This is a genomic window from Propionispora vibrioides (assembly GCF_900110485.1).
Taxonomy (GTDB): Bacteria; Bacillota; Negativicutes; order Propionisporales; family Propionisporaceae; genus Propionispora; species Propionispora vibrioides.
Genome location: NZ_FODY01000024.1, coordinates 1 through 17,660, shown reverse-complemented (window position 1 = coordinate 17,660; position 17,660 = coordinate 1). Strand labels below are relative to the sequence as shown.

Below are 17,660 nucleotides of genomic sequence, written 5' to 3'. Positions count from 1 at the left end.
TCTGATGTTTAATATCATAAAATCACTATCGTAATAGTGCTTCTAAACTTCTCGTTGTTCGGTCCAGATTCTCCGCAGTCCAATATTCAGCCGCCTGTCCATCTTTACGTTCAATGGCATCTAATAACTGTTCATGGATGGAAATCTGGTTTTGATATAGCTCCCGGTCTGAAATCAACTTGTCCAAGGCATCCCGCAATGCGTTAGAAAAACTGAAGTATAAATCGGCAAGCACACTATTCTTACTCGCGGCAGCGACGGCAAGATGAAAGGCAAGATCGCTATCAACATAGGCGCGATTATCGTCTATACGTCTTGCTTCGCGTCTCTTATTCAGACTTTCGCGCATATGAATAAGATCATCTTCCGTTCGGCGCAGAGCAGCCAGCTTGGCTATTTCCAGTTCAAGAATACGGCGAACTTCATACACTTCCAATATTGCTGCCCGCCGCAAGCGATGTTCCAATGGCTCCGAATTAATCGTTTTATCAAGTACATACGTCCCATCTCCTTGACGAACTTCAAGAAGACCGGCTTTTACTAAAACTCTTACTGCTTCTCGGATTGTAGAACGGCCTACGCCAAACATGCTCATGAGTTCGGGCTCAGTAGGCATTTTATCACCAGGTTGCAGTTCTCCTAACGAAATTTTTTCCTGGAGTTGCTGAATGATTTGATCGCCCAATTTTTGGGATTGCACACTTTTAAATTTAATATTCATCAGATCATCTCCTGTTTAATGTTAGACTATCAGCTTATAACAGTGTTGTCAATGAATATACTTTTCATATTTCCCCACAACCCGTAAGGCCAGGCAATGCCTGGCCTTACGGGTTGTGTTTTCTTTTCAGCCAAAGGCAACACTCCACGTGAGCCGGGACAAAAACATAATACTAATACGCGAAATGTTCCGACCCCTTCATTGAAAGAGGATCGTGTTAGCTTTTGGTATGTTTTATTGGTTTCCCTTTAGGTAATATTCTACCCACATAATTACTTCAGATAACGAAGGGTGTGGAGTCATTGTTTCGCCTATACTTTTCACGGAATGCGGATCTAAATAGCGAGTCATTCTGGAGGCTCGCAGTTCTTTTACCGCCTTAGATGCAATATGTTCATTGATCGGTGTAAGTTTAGTTTCACCGGCATTCATAAGATTAATAAATGGTTGGAGTAAAATAGACGCTTGTGGCCCGATTAAATGGATTCCTAGAATAGCGTTTGTTTTTTTATCCACCACAATTTTAACAAATCCATCATGCTCGTCTCCTGGATCAAATCCAAGGGCAAATCCTTTGGCGGTCGATGAATAGTGATGTTTGGCCGTTACTATTTCATAGCCTAACTGAATGGCCTGCTGCTCTGTCAAGCCCACATGAGCAACTTCAGGATGCGTGAAGGTTACAACGGGTACCAAATCATAACGAGCCCAACGCCAGTCTTGTTGTTTGTGCTCGCCAAACAAGTTGTAAGTGACTATCTCAGCTTCATAATTTGCTTTATGTCGGAATGGAGCTTCACCATTTACATCACCAAATGCCCAGATACCATCAACATTTGTCTCCAGGAACTCATTCGTATGAATCCACCCCCGGCTATCGGTTATGATGCTTGTGTTTTCCAAGTGTAAAAGGTCCGTGTTTGGGCGTATTCCCGATGCGAGCAAAATTTCTTCTGCTCGGACTTCGCAAGTTTCACTAGTTATTTTGTCAGAAAAGGTTAGAACTTTTTCACCATTTTCTACCCTTACAGCAGTTGGTAGTTGATTTAACAATACATTAATACCAAGCCTGCGAAGGTCCTTTAAAATTTTGGCAGAGATTTCTTCATCTTCCTTAATCAAGAGGCGAATATTGCGCTGTACCAAAGTAACTTGCGTACCTGCAGCGGCGAATACATGAGCAAATTCGGTCCCAATAGGACCACCGCCAAGAATGACTAAACTTTTATATGGTTTTTTAGGATACTTATCACCAAATAGCGTTTCAGAGGTTACATAACCAGCCTCTTCCAAACCATCAAATGAAGGTACATTCGTTCGCGACCCAACGGCAATGAAGATTTTGTCGGCTGTAAACTCTTCTGATAGGGTACCATCATTTAACGCTACCTGTAATACCTTTTCTCTGGTAAAATAACCAATTCCCTGATAGACATCCAGATTTTTCATTGCCTTAAAATAGGTTAAAACATCATTGCTTTCCTCTATTTTCTGCCATACGCGCCGGGAAACTGTCTCCCAGTTCATGCTTGCCGGAGCTACATCGACACCGATCTTCGACAATCCATCGATTTCCCTGATATAGTCTGCAGCCGTAACCATTACCTTAGTAGGAATACAGCCGCGAGTTAAGCACGTCCCCCCAAATCGTCCTTTTTCTATCATAGCGCATTTTAATCCTTGCTCAAGGGCTGCATCTAAGACAATATTGGCAGAACCTGATCCGATTACTACAACATCGTACTGATTCATTCCATTTACTCCTCTTCCATTCAGATTTCTTAGTTATAAATACGCTACACGACACTATAGGGTGTCATTTTTAGGAAGCAGCGACATCCATAGCTTGTTTAAGCCTCAAAATTTTTTTTGAAATTATTGAAATAAGTACGGTTTTGACCGCATGTACCACGCTCAGGCTTAACCAGCGAGATGTTTAAAAACGACGTATTAGTCGGTCTTAAACCGCTCTGGAGGGCCGATCCTGATGTGAGAATTATAGCGTGGCCTAACCTTTGATTTCAAGACTTCACGAAAAAATAGCGTTTCACAACACGTTTTTTCAAAAAAAGTGCTTGTGAAACGCTCCAACAACATTTTACATCATTCACTTTTCCCTTTATGTCCACCCACATAATCCGCCCGTTCAAGAAAGGTTCCACCAGCCATCGATCCAGCATAAAAGATCGTTTTTTTACCAAATCGCTTCCGAAGATCATCTACTACTCTATCTATGGCATGGTTCTTTTCTTCGCCTTCAAAAAACAGTTCCAACTGCTCATAGCCTTGCGACACGATTTTCCCAGCAGTAATATTTACCGATCGTACCGCTTCACCCTGCCACCGCTTACTAAACTCCTGGCGTGCCGCTTCACTAATGATATCTGTTGAGTGTTCTGGGCGAATTAGCTTAATTCGTGCAGTAAAACCCAAGTTAAAATTCCTATCCGAGTATCCTATTCCCAAATATACCTCTTGGCATTTTTCCTGGTGCTTACGCAGCCTAGTGCATACATCTCCTACCATTTCCTTGATGATCATTAGAATTTCTGCTTTTTCATAGTAATCCCGCATCAATATCTGGTTCTTACTATAGGATTTACTTTTCGGTCGTTCCTTCTGGCTAATGATGCTAGCATCCAAGCCCCATGCATGGTAATATAGCTGCAATCCCATTACGCCTAGAGTTTTCTGCAGCCACACTGGATTGGTGTGAGCCAGTCCCTCAATCGTGTAAATGCCCATTCGCTTGAGTTTCTCATCATATCCTCTGGATATGCCCCAAAACTTAGTCAGCGGCTGTATTTTCCATACCGTTTCCGGCACCGTCTCATACGTCCATTTTGCAAGCCACGGCGGACGCTTTTTAGCTTCGTTATCCAGCGCCAGCTTTGCCAAAAGCGGATTATCGCCAATGCCTACAGTCACAATAAGACCCAGCTCATTCTTCACCGTCTTTAAGATAGCTTTTGCAATTGCCTCTGCGGGTCCAAACAAATTTAGCGATGCGGTAACATCCAATATGGATTCATCAATGCTATAAACGTGTAGATCTTCATCTGCTACGAATCGGCGGAATATATTCTGTATTGCCTGGTTCATCTTGATATACAGCGCCATATTGGGCTCTACTACCATAATCGGCGAATGCCTGGGAATTTCAAAGAGTCGATTTCCGGTCTTGATATTATATTCCAGTTTAACCTTCGGGCTGCTGGCCAGTACGATCGCACCGGTTCTTCTTACATCCGATACTACAACAATATAGGCTTCCAGCGGATCAAGCCCCCGCCGAACCGCTTCTACGGACGCAAAGAATGATTTTACGTCGATGCACAATACGCTTCTGCGGGGAAAGCGGGAAAAATCAACGAGCCCCATCGCTTTTGTCTTCTTTCTCTTTCATCTGCTCGTTGTGCTCAGACAGAAGCATTCCCGCCCACTTTACCATACACCGGTCGACATAAACTATCCGAGCCATCTGCCGATAAATAGGAATACTCAGTAAATCTATCGTGTGTTCGCTCATCACTATCCACCTCAATATACATAATACCAGAACATACGTTCTGTGTAAATCTCGACGGACTTGGTAATTTCTTCTAAATTCAGTGGAAATAAAGCCGACTAAGATGATTATCCAAATCAACCTAGTCGGCGTTTCCTTTCGCACTCAATCTCCCGGCAATTTTTACAGGTGAGACCTCTTGCTTCCGGTAAATTAGCTATGAATTATTACTTAAAAGGCTGGTCAAAGGATATTTCAATTTCTCAGTGAAATAATAAAGAAACCGGGCAGTCGGTTAGTTCCGCCTCGAGCATAATGTCTGCGAAAGCCCAATATTACCGATCAAAACCGTAGATACTAAACCTGTAAGGGAGGTATTTAAACTGAAAAAAATAAAAATGTCAAACAGGCCCGCTATGCCTTTTCCAACTATCCTCGTAGGCGCAGATGTTAGCGGCAGACCCAATTATTGTACAGTTGGCGCTTGCGGGGTAGTGAATTTGGAGCCGATGCTGTATGTTTCTTTAAAAGAAACGCATTATACAACCACCGGTATTAAGGCGAACGGATTTTTCAGCGTAAATCTGCCCTCGCCGGACTTGGCTGAGAAAACTGATTTCTGCGGTGTGGTATCAGGGAAAACAACGGATAAATCCGAATTGTTCATCCCGTTTTACGATGAGGCCGGCAGAGCGCCAATGATCCAAGAGTGCCCAATCAATATACTTTGCAAAGTAACCCAAACGATTACACTATCGGGGTTCTTGATGTTTCTGGGCGAAATAGTAGCTGTTTATGCAGATGAAAAAGGCTTGACGGACGGGCAGATCGATCCTGTAAAAATAAATCCAATGATCATGATGTATCCCTCATATTTTGAATTAGGCAAGGTTGTCGGCACGGTATTCAAGGATGGCACTGCGTACAAAAAATCACTGGGCATTTGATAACTTGCTCTTCCGCGAGAAATGGCAAATCATATTCTTCTTGCGTGTACTGGAATACCAATATATCCGCTACCCCGTCATTTTGGGGAAAGCCAATCGAATGCCCCCTTAAAAGAATTAGGAGGATGAACTATGAGTGAGACCGATAAATTTATCCATGAAGAACTGACGCCGTTCTACAAGCGCACCTTTGAAGCGTTTAAACAGAATCATCAGGCGCTTTACTCGGTAGTAAACTCGTTTTTGGCCGGGAAACAGAACCATGTGGGCGTGCGCATCACAGAAAACGAAAAGCTATTGGGTGAATATACCTTTCATCTGGATGGAGCAAGCATTTCTCACATTGAAACTGGCCTCTCCGCAGAACTCCACACGCCTTTTGGGATTATCCGGCCCTATGTGATCTTAGAAAAAAGCACTATGGAAAAAATCATACAGGACGAACCAAACTTCATCAAAGACCCAATCAAGACAAAAATGAAATATTTTCGTGATATGACCATTAAATTTCTATAAACCATCTTCTTCCGCCGATTCGGGCGGATTTTTTTGTTAATACTTATGAGGTTACCAGCGTTGCCACACTGTTTGCATACTACAGGGTAATTAAATCCATTTTACCAGACTGCCATTTCCACTTTAATAGCCGCAAAATACTTTAACTTAAACCTCAATGATGAGATTCTTAATTCCTGCCTTTTTTGCCACTTCTCTAAATTCATTCATTTCATCTTCAGTGTACATTCTTGGGTTTTCTTCAAAGCAATATTCCATTTCCACTAAGCTATATTTTGCCTGCGCTAAAGGGTTATAGTTCAACAATTCATATTTTACCTCAGGATAAATATTTGTAATAAATTTTGCTATAGAAAAAATGTTTTCTTGCTCAGCTGTCATGGTTGGAATAAGTGGTGTTCTAATAATTACTTGATCCCTTTTGTTCGACTCCAAAATGAATTTTATATTGTCCTTAATCTTGTCATTTGTCACTTTAGTTAATTCTTTATGTTTTTGGCTATCAAATACTTTAAAATCCGCATAGATCGTATCTAAATAGCGGAGCGCCTTTGCAACTGTCTCCCGGTCTACATAAAGCGAAGTCTCCATTGCAGTGTCAACCCCGGCTTCGTGAAACGCTTTTAACAATGCAATTGCAAAGTTTTCTTGTAAAAGCGGCTCTCCTCCCGATAAGGTTATCCCTCCGCCATGCCGGAAAAAAGCTGCATCTTTTAAACCCACTTCTACTAATTGTTCTACCGTATATGATTTGCAATCCATGGTTAAACAGGCCGCCGGACAGGCATCAATCGGATCTTCCCACTCATCTGTAACCGTTCTGTCAATATGAAGCCTGCCTTCTTTTAAAATAATGGAATTGCCTTTACATACTTTGGTACAGGTTCCGCAATGGATACACTGATTTTCCAAATACATAAGCCGTGGCTTTAGCGAAAGACCTTCCGGATTATGACACCAAACACACCGCAACGGACATCCTTTTAAAAAAATAGTTGTTCGAATTCCGGCACCGTCATGGGTAGAAAACCTTCGAATATCAAATACACTGCCCTTTATTTTTTTTGTATCATAAGTCTCCATAACTTGTTCTGGCAATAATTTCATTCTGTAGTTCACCTGCCAGTTCCGTAAAGTAAGCAGTATAACCTGCCACTCTCACAGTTAAATTTCTATATTTTTCAGGATCTTTTTGTGCTGCAAGCAAATCTTCTTTCCTTAGTACATTGAACTGGATATGTGGTATCTCCAGATCTACAAAGGCTCTCAAAAACTTTGCAAACTTATCAATATTATTTTCCGTTTTAAAGAATTCCGGTAAAAATTTCATATTCAACAGTCCTCCATTGGTAGTTAAATAATTATCCAATAGAGAAACTGATTTTAATACAGCTGTTGGCCCAGCAATATCTCTTCCATATACAGGAGACATACCGCCATCGGCCAAAGGAGTTGCCGCATATCTTCCGTCTGCTGAGGCTCCCACATTTTCACCCATCGGTACATGGGCGGAAACGGTATACATTCCCGTATGATATCTTCCCCCCCGATAATTGGTATAATGACTTAATTTTTCACTAAAGAATCTTGCCCATTTTGCGCCAAGCTCGTCAACGTAAGCAATATCATTTCCATACTTAGGTGCACGTTTAAGCAGCATGGTACGAATAACTTCATAACCTTCAAAGTTGCATTGTAAGGCTTTTAATAACTCTTCTTTTAAAATTCGTTTTTCCTCATATACTAAAAGCTTAATGGCTGCCAAACTATCGGCTAAATTAGCGATTTGAATCATTTGAATACCAGAGAAATTATATACCGCTCCCCCGGCAGTCACATCCATACCCTTCTCTAGGCAGTTATCAATAACTGCCGACAAAAACGGGGAAGGGAGAATATCTATATGCGCTTTTTCCACTTGCTCACAAGCCAAAATCATTTTTTCTATAAAATAGTTTATGTTTTTGGCAAAAGCATCTTCCAAGTCTGCAAAAGTATTATAGTCCGTTAGATTTCCCCCATCAGGTCCAATATTATTCCCAGTTACCAAACACTTCCCATTGTTTAAAGTTAATTCCAAAACCTTATTTAAATTAAACATTGCGGCATCACTCCAACCAAGGTTATTTCCCTGGGTAGTAAGCTCAACGCAACCTACAATAGCATAATCTCTGGCATCTTTTCCGGTCACACCTAGATTCATCATGGAAGAAATAATAGCTTCGTCATTAAAAAACTGTGGCATTCCACTGCCTTTAGCAACTACTTTTATTGCTTCTTTTAACAAAAGCTCATTGGTTCCCTTATGAAGCCTTACTGACAAGTTGGGTTGTGGCAAGCCCAAATGCTCCTGAGCTTTTAGAAATAGAAAAGATAATTCATTAAAAAAGTCATTACCGTTTTCATCTTGGCCGCCAATTGCAATATTAAAACCAATGGGAAACCCTGCAAAATATTTAGCGCTATGGGAGTTTCTCAAATAAACAATCTGATTGAACTTTAACCAAATGCATTCTATGATTTCTAATGCCTTCTGTTTATCAATTTTACCGCCTTCTATATCCTTTTTATAATACGGATATAAGAAGCTATCCATTCTTCCCGGTGAAAAAGAAGATGCATTTGATTCCATATGAAGGATTACAAAGAGGAACCAGATTGATTGTACTGCCTCATGAAAAGAACCGGGCGGTTTCGTACTTACATTTTTACAAATAGCCGCAATCTCAAGCATATTCGCTTTATCAGCGGCATCAATCTCCTGCTTTGCCTTTTCCACCAGAAGGTCATGATATCGCATAATAAAGGCTTGAGCACCTTCCATTACTAAAATGACACTTTGATAAAAGTCATATTGTTTGCCGGTCGCGTTTTCTAATTTTGCAATAGCCTGTTGCTTTAATTCCTCCGGCCCATACTGTAACCACTTTTGGCAACTGGGACAAATATGCCCTTGTGCATGATCCTTTTGATTGATTTTTACTACCTTGGCAATCTCGTCAATTTCCTGCCCGTATCGGGTCCTAATCACATCTTCTAACGATTTACCCTTGAAATATGGTCTAATTGTTTTTCTAAAACTGTCAATATCTCCTTTGTGTACATTGAATTTATCTTGTGGCCTGGTTGGAAGGATTTCAAATTCACGGTCAATCCAGGAACTTCCACTTTCCGGAAATACGACGCCATACCTCACCCCGATTGTACGATTCCCTACAATCTTCTCCTCCGGTTCTACTGCAATATCTAAGTGCAGCAATGCATTTTTTAATGCAAGTGCCCTTTTGATGATTACTGGTTTCTCTTCATTTTCTTCATATGTCTTTTTAATAATTAAGGCTTGTTCAATGGATACAAACCTTGGTTGAGCCATCATTTTTTCCTTTAGAATGCTAACCCGCTTGGTTTGGATTAATTTTTCCATAGATATCCTCCCTTAATTTGTAATTATTTTATATTGTTTATTATTGTTTTATCTTGATTATATAATAGTCCGGGGAATTTCGCAATGAAAATTCCTTACTTGTATTAGCCATTATGATTATGAACACAGACTGAGGAGACAATGGTTATGAATAATTGCTAATAGGTAACATCCTGTAAAGTAAAACAGTCCAGAACTATTTTTAAAGTAGGTTCTCGACTGCTTATCGTGACTCTTTTGTAGGCTTTAGAAAAACCGGGCCTCTTCAGCAACTGCATTGTTTAATGAGCTGGGTGCTCTTCCCAGTAGAAGCGAAAATCTAGTATCAGCACTAATTTTATCACACTTTTTATTATTTTGTATTATTGTCCACAGTTCTGTTCTATAATATAATTAGTTTATTCAACAAGCTAATGATATATCGGGAAAAGACTAAAACTATAGTCTTTGAAACCTCATATTGATTTACTTGTAATACATTTAGAAATGCCTTTAACTCAATTATTTGTTTTAACAGAAAGGGGTACAACCTTGTTTGCTGAAGAACGTCTATCGGAAATAATTAGCCTCCTTAACTCTGCAGGGAAACTTAAAGTTAAAGAGCTCAGCAGCAGATTTAGTGTCACGGAAGATTGTATTAGAAAAGATCTTAAAATCCTGGAAAATCAAGGACATTTAAAAAGAACCTATGGTGGTGCAGTTCAGATTAGAGAATCCGCCAATAATTACGACATACGATCCAGAAAAGAAATTAACGTACCTTCCAAAACAATTATTGCTGAAAAAGCTTTCGGTATTATTTTAGATCGGGAAACGATATTTTTAGATTTATCTACAACAAATATTTTACTTGCAAAGCTACTAGCAGGGAGTGCCAAAAAAGTTACAGTTGTTACAAATACATTGGAAATATTAAATATATTATGTTCTCAAAATAATATTACTGTAGTAGCTACGGGAGGTATACTGAACAAAAATTTGTTAGGTTTTACTGGGGCTGCAACGATTGAACTTATTTCCCGCTATAAGTTCGATAAATCATTTATTGGCAGTTGCGGAGTAGATGCCTTTGATAAAAATATAACAACTTTTGATATTGACGACGGCATTACAAAAAAAGCAATAATTGAAGCAAGCAAAAAAAGTTATTTGGTCATGGAAAACAACAAGTTCCATTTTGATGGTAATTACAAATTTGCAACTCTGGACGACATAGATTGTATAATAATAGATGAACTTCCTGACAGCGAAATAATCAAAATACTTGAGGATTCAAATATAAAGTTGCTATAAATAATAAATACGTAATACTGATGATTAAACACTTCATTACAAAAAGAAAAAAGCGCAGACGGTACAAAGCCCCGCCCCTAACGCTCTAAAACACTACCGCAAAATCTATAATTGATTACGTAATTTAGTTTTCCCCGCTCTAATTTCCAATCAATTAACTATCTTTATTTATCGCGGCAGATCTAAACCTGTTTCTTTCCATTAATATACGCTTCAACTTTGTCTAATATTTGTTCAGCCTTCTTTACCACATCGCTAATTGCAACTTTGACAATTGGAAGTCCATTAAACCTTTCAGCTTCCTTAATTCCCATATCTTTCGTTAAAATTACTGCATCTGTATCTTTGATATCTGCGGCAGTAATTTTATTTTCTATTCCAATAGAACCTTGTGTCTCAACTTTAATTTCAATACCTTTAACTTTTGCCGCTTTCTCCAATGCTTCAGCTGCCATATAAGTGTGGGCAACTCCTGAAGGACATGCTGTTACTGCTAAAATTTTCATTTTAATCTACCTCCATATAGTAATATCAATGTATAGTTCTTAACTTGTTGATTTCGCCGCTCTCCTTTACTTTTTTGAAAACAATATCTATCCTTGTTATTTATAAGCAAAGGAGAGCTTATTTTCTTTGCCACAGCTACTTATTTGTTTTTTTCATTTTATCCCAGTTAACTTATCGGTTTAGTCAGTTATTAAATTGAAAAAATGCAATCATCAATTAACAGTTATTCAAAAGTTAACTCAACTTCCTGACTACCATCTCCGGTATCAGTGTTACTAGTAGCTTGATTTACTTTTCGCTTTAAAATATTTACCAATAGAGCCGTTACGGCTACACCTACCAGAGTAGCAATAATATAAGCACCTGCGCCTTTAGTAACCGGCAAAACAATCCATCCGCCCCAGGGTGCCGGATTTCCCGCTCCTAATAACATGGCTGCAACTGATCCTACCGCAGAACCTGCCATGATAGAAGGTATGACCTTTAAGGGATCTGCTGCAGCAAATGGTATGGCCCCTTCTGTGATTCCGATAAGACCCATTAATATGGCCGCTTTCCCGGCTTCTCTTTCTTCAGCAGTGTACTTCTTTGGTGCTAGTAAAGTAGCAACCCCCATTCCAATTGGCGGTACACATATAGCCACACCAATCCCCGCCATAATTGTTAATGCAATGGGAGATGCCATTCCTGTTGCCGTATCAATCGTACCAACCATGGCTACACCAAAGCCATAAGCCACTTTATTTATTGGACCACCCATATCAAAAGCAATCATCAAACCTACAATTATTCCTAATATACCTAAGTTACCAGTCCCTAATCCCTCTAACCAAGCCTTCATTCCGCTCATCAAACCCGCTATTGGAGTACCTAAAGCCCACATCATAAGTCCGCCAACTATGAACGTACCCACTAATGGAATAACAAATATCGGCATAACGGAACGCATGATTGTCGGAACTTTAATCTTCTTTAAATAAAATACAATGACTCCTGCCAGTATACCTGCCACTATCCCGCCTAAAAAACCTGCACCAATTTTATTGGCAAGGAAACCACCAATAGCTCCCGGTGCAATACCAGGCCTATCTGCCATTGAAAATGCTATAAAACCTGCAAGGATTGGTACCATAAGTCCCAAACCAGCTGCGCCGATATTAAATAAGTCATTAAGTCTTGTTCCTTCTGGAGGTACAGATGCTGAACCAAATAATAGAACTGAAAGCGCTAGCAGTACACCGCCTGCAACAACGAAGGGAATCATGTACGATACCCCCGACATCAAATGTTGCCTTGTGTTTTTGAATAAACCTTTTAAATCATCCATTCTTTTTCCCCCTTAATATATTTTATATAGCATAGATAAAACCCATAATTAATTGAACTATATACATTAAATTTACATTGTCAATATCTTCAGAAGTTCATCTGCCTCTGACGCATTCTTCAGTTGTTCTCTGAATTCTTCCCTCATTATTTTTCTAGAAAGTTGTGCGATAATTTGCAAATGCATATTTCCGGCTTCCTTTTCCGGCACTGCAATTAGAAATACATATTTAACACTCTCTTCGTTACTCCACTTAACCTCATTTTTCAATCGGGAAAAAGCAACGGTAGGCCATTTAACGGCATCAGTCTTGCCATGTGGAATAGCAACCTCGAAACCAACTGAGGTAGGAAAAGTTTCTTCCCTTTTAAACACTTGTTCCAAGTAACCTTCTAAATTATCCAACCGGTCCTCGGATTCGATAACTTTTGCCATGTCTTTAATTACATCTTCTTTAGTAGAAGAAGCTAAGTCCAATATAAGTAAATCCTTTGTTATTATTTGTTCCATTTTCTCCCCTCCTAGTCGAATAAAAAATTTACATCATTTATACTCTGAGCATTTTTAATTTTGTTTATCATTTCATTATCTTCAAATATAGAATAGAATTTTTTAAAAAATTTTTTCGTATTATTAACATCATTAAATTTTAAGCATAGGATAAAAATAATATCCAACTCATTTTCTTTCCAGACTACGGGATTTTTAAACTTCACTACACATACCCTTGATTTATTTACAAATACATCTTTAGAATGGGGTATCGCTATGCCTTTTCCAATGTATGTTGATCCTATTTTTTCCCTATTTAAAATATCCTCATGAAAACCAATTTTGGCGTAACCCATTTTCTCCATTAATTTACCATAATAGTTTATAGCTTGAAAAAAATCAGAAATATCATTATCTAAAAAACATAACTCTTTTTCAAAAATCTTTTCTTTACATTCATCAACATCTGATTCTTTATTTACTTCGAAATCTGAAAGAGGAATATCATCCATTTGCCTTTTCTTTCTCTTTTCAATCGCATCTGCGATGTTAATATAATCATTTTCATTAACAAGCGTTGATACATATACTATTTTTTTACTATTACAAATATTTTTTATTGTTGTAACGATTAAATCTGCTTCATCTATTATTTTTTGATTTAACCGATTATAGGGCAGTATATGTGTTATTTCAAGATTATCAAATTTTCTAACCAGTTTTGAGGCTACCAACTGAGAAGTACCTATTCCGCTTGAGCAGACAATTACAGTCTTTATCTTGCTTCGTATATTTTCAACTGCTAATGCCAAATGAAGTACTAAATATCCAACTTCATCTTCATTTATTGATACACCAAAATTTCTTTCGAAAATACTGTTACAAGCCCAAGCAACTCCAAATATATTTGTATATTCTTCTTTTATTTTATAAAGTATTGGGTTTGTCAATCTAAGACCATATTTTAATCTCATAATTGTTGGCCTTAAATGCAACACTAATCTGGTTAATAGCCCTTCATCTTTGGTTAAATCTATATTCAAAATTTCAGAAGACAATGAAATTATGCTTTTGGCTGCATCTGTTAAATTAACATCATACTTTTCAATAATTTCGCTACACTTTTCACCGTGATCTTGAATTTTTGCTCCTATCATATGGATTGATATATAACCAATTTCTTCTTCCGGAAAGTTCACTTTAAATTCTTTGCTAAGCTCATTTACAACCCATTCTGCAATGGCATATTCCCGTTCTTTTTTTAAACTCTCAAGATAGTTTTCATTTCCGGACACGGCTTTATGATTTTTTAATCTTTCAATAGTAATAGCCATATGGGTAATTAAATTAAGGAATGCCTGATCGGTAAAATAAACTCCTAATTTTTTTTCTGCCTGTTGAATAATTCGTTGAATAGTATACAAATTTATTTTAGAAAACATATTCTTGATTTTTACATAATCAACTATGTCGATTCTATAGTCCAACTTTGTTTCGGTTTCAGTTAAATCTTCAAATTGTTGTTCTTTATCTTTTATATCATCAATCAGCTCTTTTAGCGCCTTTCGATAATCCCTTTCATCTCCTTCTATCCATAATCCTTGATTTTGCCTTCTTTGTAATGCAAGATTATATCTTTTCAGCCATTCTTGGACATAAACCAGTTCATTCACAATGGTACTTTTACTGCAATATAGCTCCTCAGCAAACATCTGAATTGTATAAGAAAATTTAGCTTCAAGGAGTGTTTTTAGAATATATACTTGCCGATATTTAGATGAAAAATTATCAATAGTAAAAGAATTCGCCTTATTCTTCTCAAGTGTATTTATTAAATTCTCTCTATCTTTATCATCAATATCAATATAAACCCCAACATTTGTCTTCCTAACAATTTCAATATCAGACTTCTTAAACTCATCTTGAATTTCATCTAAATAACTTCTTGTCGTTCTACCAGTCTTATTTATAAGACTGGCTAAGTCTGTTATTGTAACGGGAACCGTTCGATTCAACAACTCGGCAAGTAACTTTCTTTTACTCATTTCTTTATTACTAATTTTTATCACCCCCAATATTTGTGCTATAGCGTCTTTTTATATTTGGGTTGTCTTAAGCATAGCATTATCTAAAAAAAATAGAAATAATCCATTATTCAGATATATTTCCGCAATAATACGGAAATTTTCGAATAATCCGCCTAATTAGCGATGTATATTATTTCCCGGATGGTTGAATGATACGCCCAAAAACAATGAACTACGCCTCTACAGAGAACCCCAACTGACGGGGCGGATAGTTTGGCCGGATGACAGGCACTACAACGCGGCACTGATTCGTTTATCTACGGTCAGTTGCCCGAGGCTGCTATCAGTACAGTCCGGCGTTTCATCGACGCGCCGCCCACCTCCTCGGGCACCGTCCTGTTTCATGGGTTGGGAGGAACAGGAACACCCCAGACGGGGCCATGCCAGGTATCCGCTGGGGGGAGGATTTCCGCAGGGCGATGCTCTCCTATACCTGGGGGGTTTACGTCAATTCACCTAACCTTGCTATCAAAAACTGGCCCCGGGGTTACTACGGTAGTAACTTCGAACGGCTCACCCATGTTAAGTCCTGTTACGATCCAGAAAATATTTTCAGCTTCCCACAAGGTATTCCGCCCGCCAAAGCTAAAAGCTGGCGATGAACTGTAGCTCCCCAGACCAGATATCTGATTAAGGATGGCAAGTTTAAGGCCTACCGGGTATAAGGATTTATATAAATCCTTATACCCGGTAGGCCCTTTTACAGTTACATTATATCCTCATACATACGTAGGACTAATTATTAAGTACCATGTCCCACCGTTCTTCTACTACACCACTTTTCCAGGTATCGCTTTCAGCTTGTTCAGTTAGTGAAAACCCGAAACTTTTATATAAATGCCGCGCCGCCTTTAAATCTTGAAACGTCCACAAATACACCTGTCTAAACTTCTTGCGCTTACAGTATTCCATAGCTGTTGTCATTAACTGCCGGCCTAATCCTGAACCACGATATTCCGGTTCTATTAAAAACCACCTAAGTTGAACTATCCCTTCCTCAGTACTGACAGCCGCAATTGACCCAACAATTCGTCCAATATTTTCTGCTACCCAAACTTCGCCTTCAGGCTGTTCGTTAAGATATTTTGTTAGAGCATCCATTACATACTGCTCAAAAGTTCCACCAAGTCCATATTCCTTTTCGTAAAGAACACAATGTCTATACGCAATATATCCAGCTTCACCGGGGTTAAGCGTACGTATAATATAGGTCTTATCCTGCTTCTTATCCAAAATGTTTCTCATTGCAACCATGTGACCAATAAGCTCTTTCTGTTCTTCGTTCGTCAGTTTCTCAAGAATCTTACTGGCTTGTATTGTTGACTCATTGTAAAGGTTATAAATAGTTTGTCGTCCTTTATCAGATAGTGTTAGCACCTGGGCACGTCTGTCAACGGATGACCGGTCTTTAATAACAAACTTATCTTGTGTAAATTTGGACAGTATGCGGCTTAAATACCCTGGGTCAATCTGCAACAATTTTGTCAAATCACTGGCCGTACACTGACCGGCGGTATCAATTTCAAGCAACACTCTGGCTTCAGCAAGTGAGTATGGGCTATCAAGTATCGTCTTGTCCATAAGACCAATTATATTAGTATAAAACCGGTTAAAGTCTCGAACTTCTAATGCACGCTTTTCAAGCTCCTTTATCATAAACCATCATCCTTTTTTCTTTACTATATATGTTAGTATAAACAGATTAATTGACTAAGTCAACAAATTGATTGATTAAGTCAATTAATTTGTTTTATTTCTAACATAAAGTCATAGATGATACCTGACATTACTCTTTTAAACTAGATAGCAAACTCAGGCTAAGCATTGATAATACAGTGTTGCCAACCCGCTTAACAAAAAATTCGCCGGAACTAATTCCAAGCGAATATAGGCAACATTTTCATGAGTGACCGCATCACTTATATTCTTGATTATACCTTTTATGGCTTAGAATATAATCTCATCATTTTCTCGCATCACTAAATAAATATGATAAAACAAAAAACGCCCGCATAAACGAACGCTTCAGAATTTCAGTATTAATTTAGATCAACCATGAATACTCTTGACGGCAATTTATCACATAAAACCAGATTACAGAGGGACAGCATACCTGTCCCTCTGTCCTTGTTAAATATCTGCATCTGTTGCAAAGGCTTCCGAGCCCATTGGTGAAATTGTGACCAAAAGGCGCAAAACATCTTCGCCGATGTTTATAACCTGCATGCTTTCCTGCCCATCAACCTGCATTAACTCGCCCACCTGCAACAAGGTTTCATTGCCATCCGTGACAACCTTGGCATTACCCTCTATGACCTGCAGGAAAAGGGTTGATTCTAGATGTGTGTGTCCTGGCAGTATTGCCCCTTTTGCAATGTTCAGAATAAAAGCAATTACATTATCGCTTTTGAAAAGCATCCGCTTGGCGATTTTTTTCTGAGGATCACGGAAATAATCATTGAAAATAAACTTGTTCACAGATAAATCCTCCTAGTATATTGATATTAGACAATCCAATATAAACTGTTCACGTATCCTCCAAGTTTTGAGATAATATTCTCGTGTGAGTCGGAGTGCTACGAAATCCTCCTTGAGACTTTGTTCTCGGTATAAAGAGTGTAGCCCCGACTTTGCGAGAGTTTACGAATGAGCTGGATGTTGAAGGGCATCGCCCGATCTTCGTATGTCAAACTAGGTTGTATATCGCAAAGGTATGCGGGAACCGACCACTTGGAGGTATGTGATATGTTTTTTGTTGGTATCGATGTCGGCAAACGACATCATGAAGCTTGTGTTATTGATTCCATAGGCCAGAGTATCGGTAAAACACTTCGTTTT

15 protein-coding genes are annotated in these 17,660 nt (G+C 38.6%); 4 read left to right on the top strand and 11 right to left on the bottom strand.

Features of this window, described 5'->3' with window-relative positions; all coding sequences use genetic code 11:
* Window positions 1-25: 25 nt before the first annotated feature.
* The 3 genes from BMW43_RS16170 to BMW43_RS16160 form a co-directional block, all read right to left on the bottom strand.
* Entirely contained in the window at window positions 26-721 is a 696-nt protein-coding gene (locus BMW43_RS16170; protein ID WP_091749989.1) for a FadR/GntR family transcriptional regulator, read from the bottom strand.
* A 234-nt stretch (window positions 722-955) separates the two neighbouring features.
* Window positions 956-2,473 carry a dihydrolipoyl dehydrogenase family protein gene (locus BMW43_RS16165; RefSeq protein ID WP_091749987.1) on the bottom strand — a complete coding sequence of 506 codons (1,518 nt, stop codon included), beginning with the start codon at window positions 2,471-2,473 and terminating at the stop codon, window positions 956-958.
* 351 nt (window positions 2,474-2,824) lie between these two features.
* Window positions 2,825-4,102: a Y-family DNA polymerase gene (locus tag BMW43_RS16160; RefSeq protein ID WP_091749985.1), complete on the bottom strand. Its 1,278-nt coding sequence runs from the start codon at window positions 4,100-4,102 to the stop codon at window positions 2,825-2,827.
* Window positions 4,103-4,645: 543 nt separating this feature from the next.
* Here BMW43_RS16160 and BMW43_RS16155 point away from each other — a divergent pair.
* Both BMW43_RS16155 and BMW43_RS16150 read left to right on the top strand, forming a co-directional pair.
* Window positions 4,646-5,176, top strand: coding sequence for a flavin reductase family protein (locus tag BMW43_RS16155; RefSeq protein ID WP_218140708.1), 531 nt, complete (start codon window positions 4,646-4,648; stop codon window positions 5,174-5,176).
* A gap of 132 nt (window positions 5,177-5,308) precedes the next feature.
* Window positions 5,309-5,692 carry a hypothetical protein gene (locus tag BMW43_RS16150; RefSeq protein WP_091749980.1) on the top strand — a complete coding sequence of 128 codons (384 nt, stop codon included), beginning with the start codon at window positions 5,309-5,311 and terminating at the stop codon, window positions 5,690-5,692.
* Between the two features lie 147 nt (window positions 5,693-5,839).
* Here the strand turns inward: BMW43_RS16150 and BMW43_RS16145 are convergent, their stop codons facing one another.
* Together BMW43_RS16145 and BMW43_RS16140 are read right to left on the bottom strand one after the other, a co-directional pair.
* On the bottom strand, window positions 5,840-6,799 hold the full coding sequence (locus BMW43_RS16145) for a glycyl-radical enzyme activating protein (protein ID WP_091749977.1): 960 nt from the start codon (window positions 6,797-6,799) through the stop codon (window positions 5,840-5,842).
* Window positions 6,762-9,116 (bottom strand): glycyl radical protein, encoded by a 2,355-nt coding sequence (locus BMW43_RS16140; protein WP_091749974.1) that lies wholly within the window; start codon window positions 9,114-9,116, stop codon window positions 6,762-6,764. The genes BMW43_RS16145 and BMW43_RS16140 overlap by 38 nt, the downstream gene beginning before the upstream one ends.
* A 531-nt stretch (window positions 9,117-9,647) precedes the next feature.
* On the opposite strand from BMW43_RS16140, the gene BMW43_RS16135 reads away from it, so the two are divergent.
* Complete coding sequence (locus BMW43_RS16135) at window positions 9,648-10,409, top strand: DeoR/GlpR family DNA-binding transcription regulator (RefSeq protein ID WP_091749971.1); 762 nt, start codon at window positions 9,648-9,650, stop codon at window positions 10,407-10,409.
* A gap of 182 nt (window positions 10,410-10,591) precedes the next feature.
* On the opposite strand, the gene BMW43_RS16130 is transcribed toward BMW43_RS16135, so the two are convergent.
* From BMW43_RS16130 to BMW43_RS16115, 4 genes are all read right to left on the bottom strand, one after another.
* Window positions 10,592-10,915 (bottom strand): PTS fructose-like transporter subunit IIB, encoded by a 324-nt coding sequence (locus tag BMW43_RS16130; RefSeq protein ID WP_091749968.1) that lies wholly within the window; start codon window positions 10,913-10,915, stop codon window positions 10,592-10,594.
* A gap of 224 nt (window positions 10,916-11,139) precedes the next feature.
* Window positions 11,140-12,243 carry a PTS fructose transporter subunit EIIC gene (locus BMW43_RS16125; RefSeq protein WP_091749965.1) on the bottom strand — a complete coding sequence of 368 codons (1,104 nt, stop codon included), beginning with the start codon at window positions 12,241-12,243 and terminating at the stop codon, window positions 11,140-11,142.
* A 72-nt stretch (window positions 12,244-12,315) separates the two neighbouring features.
* Window positions 12,316-12,753 carry a PTS sugar transporter subunit IIA gene (locus BMW43_RS16120; RefSeq protein WP_091749962.1) on the bottom strand — a complete coding sequence of 146 codons (438 nt, stop codon included), beginning with the start codon at window positions 12,751-12,753 and terminating at the stop codon, window positions 12,316-12,318.
* An 11-nt stretch (window positions 12,754-12,764) separates the two neighbouring features.
* Window positions 12,765-14,804, bottom strand: coding sequence for a BglG family transcription antiterminator (locus BMW43_RS16115; RefSeq protein ID WP_143050643.1), 2,040 nt, complete (start codon window positions 14,802-14,804; stop codon window positions 12,765-12,767).
* Between the two features lie 398 nt (window positions 14,805-15,202).
* Between BMW43_RS16115 and BMW43_RS21895 the strand changes: the two genes are divergently transcribed.
* Entirely contained in the window at window positions 15,203-15,424 is a 222-nt protein-coding gene (locus BMW43_RS21895) for a BBE domain-containing protein (RefSeq protein WP_091749956.1), read from the top strand.
* A gap of 133 nt (window positions 15,425-15,557) precedes the next feature.
* On the opposite strand, the gene BMW43_RS16105 is transcribed toward BMW43_RS21895, so the two are convergent.
* Both BMW43_RS16105 and BMW43_RS16100 read right to left on the bottom strand, forming a co-directional pair.
* Window positions 15,558-16,478: a bifunctional helix-turn-helix transcriptional regulator/GNAT family N-acetyltransferase gene (locus BMW43_RS16105; RefSeq protein WP_091749953.1), complete on the bottom strand. Its 921-nt coding sequence runs from the start codon at window positions 16,476-16,478 to the stop codon at window positions 15,558-15,560.
* Window positions 16,479-16,952: 474 nt separating this feature from the next.
* Complete coding sequence (locus BMW43_RS16100; RefSeq protein WP_091749951.1) at window positions 16,953-17,300, bottom strand: cupin domain-containing protein; 348 nt, start codon at window positions 17,298-17,300, stop codon at window positions 16,953-16,955.
* Window positions 17,301-17,660: the final 360 nt, after the last annotated feature.